We start from the raw sequence: 4,560 nt of genomic DNA, 5'->3' as shown, positions 1-4,560 counted from the left end.
GGCCGGAGTGGGGCAGGGAAAACTGTCCTGATGCATCTCCTCCATGGGGTAGATGAGCCTCCATCCAGTGGCAAAGTCATCTATCATATCGCTGCCTGCGATGGGTGCGATTATGTATCGGTCGGGAGTCAGGATGGTTCGGTCTGCCCCCGATGTGGTAGTACCCTTAAAGCCTGTGATGTTGACTTCTGGAATCCTGAAAACGAGCAGATGAAACGGCGTATCATGCGGCGGAACGCCATCATGTTCCAACGAACATTCGCCCTCTATGGTAACGACCGTGTCATTGATAATGTCCTGAAAGCGCTGGACGATGTAAGTTATCCCTCTCATCAATCAGTATCCCGGGCCGCCGATCTTCTGGATCAGGTGCGGCTTTCTCACCGGATGATGCATATTGCCCGGGATCTCTCAGGTGGTGAGAAACAGCGGGTGGTACTTGCCAGACAACTGGCAAAAGAACCTTTCTGTCTCTATGCTGATGAACCGACCGGAACACTTGATGGGAAGACTGCGACCATCGTTCATCAGACCCTGAAGGAGTCGGCAGAAGAGACTGGTATGGCTATGGTGGTCACTTCTCACTTCACCCAGATACTTGAAGATATTGTTCATCGTGCAATACTCCTTGAGGATGGTGCTATTAAGGCGATCGGAACACCTGCAGAAGTGGTTGCCGTCTTCATGGAAGGATATCATGACGATGAGAAGTTCACCGCGATCGAGGTTGGTGAGGAGATATTGCGGGCACGTGAACTCACCAAGCGGTATGTTTCCCTTGACCGGGGACTTATTCGTGCGGTTGATATGGTGGATCTCTCAGTCAACCGGAAGGAGATCTTCGGGATAATCGGAACATCAGGAGCAGGAAAGACCACACTTTCTAAAATGATTGCCGGAATCCTGGAACCAACGAGCGGTGATCTGCTTGCACTGGTCGGAGACGAATGGGTCGATATGACCAAACCGGGATTTGATTTCAGGGGGCGGGCAAAACAATACATCGGTCTGCTTCACCAGGAATATGATCTCTTTCCCCACCGGACGGTGCTCGATAATCTGACTGATGCAATCGGGCTTGAGTTTCCGAAAGAACTGGCGATGCGCAAAGCGATCATCACCCTTAAGATGGCAGGTTTCTCGAATGAGAAGAGCAGGGAGATCCTGGAACGGTTGCCTGGGACCCTCTCAGAAGGTGAAAGGCATCGGGTTGCCCTAGCCCAGGTCCTGATCCGGGAGCCTCATGTGGTGATTCTTGATGAGCCAACCGGGACCATGGATCTGATAACCAAGGTGGATGTGAAGCATTCCATCATGCACTCCCGCGAAGAGAGCGAAGAAACCTTCATCATCGTTTCGCATGATATGGATTTCGTACGTGAAACCTGTGACCGGTGTGCCCTGATGCGGTTTGGGAAGATTATCAAAATCGGCCCGACTGAAGAGGTCCTGTCAGAAGTGACAGAACAGGAACGCCAGATCATGGCAGCGGAGTAAAAACCATTATGGCAACAGTCATGCTTGATGGCAACCGGAAGGAAATCACCCCCGGCACTACTCTTGGTGATCTGTTGCCAGGTCATGATACCTCTCTGAGTGTCGCTGTAATCAGACCAAGCCAGACCAGTCATGCAGAAACCCGGCAGTTTTTACTGAAAACAACTGCAGGAGAGATCGTGGTCGAGATAGAAGGAGCCGGGGAGATAAGCGGTTGGACTTCCCATTCCGAAGATCTTGCAGTCCGGTGGCAGGACCGCCAGACCGTTAGTTTTGGGACGTTTTCTGCAGATTTCTCTCCTTCCCGACGTCCTTCGCGATATGAACGGGGCGATCTTATCCTTGGGTGTGGTGGGTATGACCCCTCCCGTTCAGTGGTGGTTTTTGCCAGGAAGACTCACTCGGCTGACTACGGAGCAGCGGCAGGCGGAGGCCGGATTGGTCAGGTAGTATCCGGTCGTGGAGTGGTTGACCGGCTTGGCGCCGGAGACCGGATTCTGGCTATAGATCCCGTCATCTCATTTTCGGAATCAGTAGATGCACTAACTACTACTGATATGAGTTATGAGGTAACTGAAGGGATGCAGATCATCAGTCATATCAGGATCGAGGTGCAGGGGTATGACAGTTCGACCGGCCGGTATGATAATCTTGCAGCTGAGAGCGTTGAATATCTGTTGCTTGCCCTCCGGAGCAGGAGATTTTCCTGTGCTCAACGGATGAGTACACATATCAGATGTGATTCCTTAACCGGGACTGCAATTCCATATGAAGCAGGAGCCTCCCGACGGGAGGGAGCAGTTATGCTACGAACCTCCGGAAAAAAGCAGGGTTCGGTATATATCTATACCGAGGATCTTCCCCGAAGCCTTGCCCACACCCGGACCGGTCAGGTGGTTCACGGTATTGAGATCGCGAAAATCGCAAAAGAAGGAGATACCTTTGAGGTCCAAGTCACTCCTGACAAGTTTGATCTGGTCGGAGTCAGACTTGATCAGGCAGTCTCGTTTGCTATTGATCGGGGGGTAACCCTCACTTCTGACCGTGATGGGCCTGACCGGATCATCATCTCCCAGGAGCCGGCAACTACTCTTGACGTGCTGGCCGGTGGAATGGTCGCAGTGAAGACGGTTCCTGTCTCACAGGTCGTTGATATCACGCTGGACGATCTCCATGCTCCCGATACCTGCAGGATATTCCGTGAGATCACAGGTCTGAAATTTCATGATGTTGGCAGGCTTCCTCTCTTCTTTGCCTTTGACGATGTCTATCTCTTCCAGACCAGGATCCCAAAAACTACCAATGTCAAACCGGAAAATACGCCTGATGATGAGGTAAGTGCCGGAGATTTTGCCATGACAAACGAGTCAAGAAAGGGTGTCGGAATGGTAGGTGTCCGGACGAGTGACAATAGCGAGTTTGGTCCTACCTCTGAACCGTTTTCTGGGACTAACGTGATAGGCAGGGTAGTGGATCTTGATAAACTGAGTGAACTCAAAGAAGGCGACATGGTTTATTTCAGGGAGGTGCATCAGTGAAACAGAAGATTCCCCCGCTGTACCAGGGAACGGTCACGAAGTATGTCTTTGTTGAGTCATACAAGACCACCCCCGATGATCTCGCCGTTCGTGCATATGAGGTCAGCGAAAAGGTGATGATTAAAGAGACCTGCTTCGGGCTGCAGATCACCGGAGAAGAGTCTGAAGTTGATATGGCAATCTCCCACATCAGAAAACTGGATCCCTCTCATATTTTTGTTAAGGACAGGGGATTTCCTCCCGGGGATCCACGTCGCTGTCGGGCAAATCTTGGTGGTGCACGTCCCGGTTACTTCGGGCATGAATTCGAGATTGGTCTGGTCAGATGGATCTCCAAGGGCATTGATCAGATCAATGCAGAACCAACTTCATCCCCTCCACTACCGCCCATGGAGGAGACCACGCCGCTTGATATCCAGAGACTGAAGCAACTCATCGATGCTGAGGTTCCATAATATGGCAAAAGTGTTTATTTATCCTGCAACCAGCCTGATACTCTCTGATCTCGTTGCCCGATTCGGGCACAAACCCCTCGGAACCGCCCTTTCGATCCGCGAACGTATTCAGACCGCTGGGCTTGACTCCCCCCCGCTTCAGATGACTCCTGAAGATGCAAAAAGAGGACTCAGGTGGGCAGCAGTTGAGGTTCCTTCCGGTGTCAGGGGGAGGATGTCACTCTTCGGCCCCCTGATAGAGGAAGCAGAGGCTGCGGTTATCGTTCGGCATGCTGATTATGCATTCGGTTGCATGGGATGCGCCAGAACTGACGAACTGGTTGAGTTCCTGATCAAGCAGAAAGGGGTACCGGTTCTGGAACTTGAGTATCCTTTAGATGAGGATACCGGTATTGCTTTTGTCAGAAGAATCAAGGAATTTTTGCAGAATCTGGGAGGTTCCCATGAGTGAGGATCTGGTCAGGATAGCCCAGCTCTCATGCGGGCCTGAGTACAGCGGTGTGCAAAAAGAGATCTATACTGCTGCTGAAGCAGTTGGTGCAGAGGTTTTTTTTCCTGATCTCTCACTTGCAGATATCAGGAAAAATTTCAGGGATTTCGGTCTTGATGTTCGGTCTGGTGATCTTAAACTTGCGATAGCCCGGGCAGTAGCACTGGTAGAGGGATCAGTGGAAGCAGATGCGGTATTTATTGGGTCTTGTTTTCGCTGTGCCGAGGCTGCCATCGTCAGAAACGAACTCAGGCGATATATCCATGAACACTCAACCCTCCCGGTAGTCAGTTACTCGTTTACTGAAAGGACGACATCAGGTACTCTGTTGACCAGAATGGAAGCGCTGACTACGATTGCCCGTCGTCGTGCCCTTCTCGCCCGTGAACGCCAGGTGGGTCTTACGATGGGGATTGACTCGGGTTCTTCAACAACAAAAGCCATCATCATGCAGGATAACGAGATCATCGGTACCGGCTGGCGTCCGACTACGGAAGTGCTGGGAAGTGCAGATGAGGTTATGGCTCTTGCATTTGAGGAAGCTGGTGTCAAACGCGAGGATCTCGATGCCATCGGGACT

The 4,560-nt window shown here is 51.5% G+C and carries 4 protein-coding genes and 1 pseudogene; all 5 read left to right on the top strand.

What is annotated here, in order from left to right; all coding sequences use genetic code 11:
• The coding region (atwA, locus tag LUQ50_RS14980) for a methyl coenzyme M reductase system, component A2 (protein WP_300041070.1) at window positions 1-1,497 on the top strand (1,497 nt) is incomplete at its 5' end.
• Between the two features lie 8 nt (window positions 1,498-1,505).
• Window positions 1,506-3,035, top strand: a complete 1,530-nt coding sequence (locus tag LUQ50_RS14975) for a methanogenesis marker 3 protein (RefSeq protein WP_300041068.1) — start codon at window positions 1,506-1,508, stop codon at window positions 3,033-3,035.
• Window positions 3,032-3,490: a methanogenesis marker 6 protein gene (locus LUQ50_RS14970; RefSeq protein ID WP_300041066.1), complete on the top strand. Its 459-nt coding sequence runs from the start codon at window positions 3,032-3,034 to the stop codon at window positions 3,488-3,490. Before LUQ50_RS14975 ends, LUQ50_RS14970 begins: the two co-directional genes overlap by 4 nt.
• A 1-nt stretch (window position 3,491) precedes the next feature.
• On the top strand, window positions 3,492-3,941 hold the full coding sequence (locus LUQ50_RS14965; protein ID WP_300041064.1) for a methanogenesis marker 5 protein: 450 nt from the start codon (window positions 3,492-3,494) through the stop codon (window positions 3,939-3,941).
• Window positions 3,934-4,560 (top strand): annotated as a pseudogene (locus LUQ50_RS14960) (methanogenesis marker 15 protein); the annotation flags it as partial. The gene LUQ50_RS14965 and the pseudogene LUQ50_RS14960, both read left to right, overlap by 8 nt.

The organism is Methanospirillum sp. (genome assembly GCF_028679455.1).
In the GTDB taxonomy this organism is placed as follows: Archaea; Halobacteriota; Methanomicrobia; order Methanomicrobiales; family Methanospirillaceae; genus Methanospirillum.
The sequence above is the reverse complement of the archived record's forward strand: the minus strand, read 5'-3'. Positions and strand labels throughout refer to the sequence as shown.

Bases quoted from the DNA above. Each gene is read 5' to 3' on its own strand.
- LUQ50_RS14965 (WP_300041064.1), top strand. From the start codon at position 3,492: ATGGCAAAAGTGTTTATTTATCCTGCAACCAGCCTGATACTCTCTGAT.
- LUQ50_RS14975 (WP_300041068.1), top strand. From the start codon at position 1,506: ATGGCAACAGTCATGCTTGATGGCAACCGGAAGGAAATCACCCCCGGC.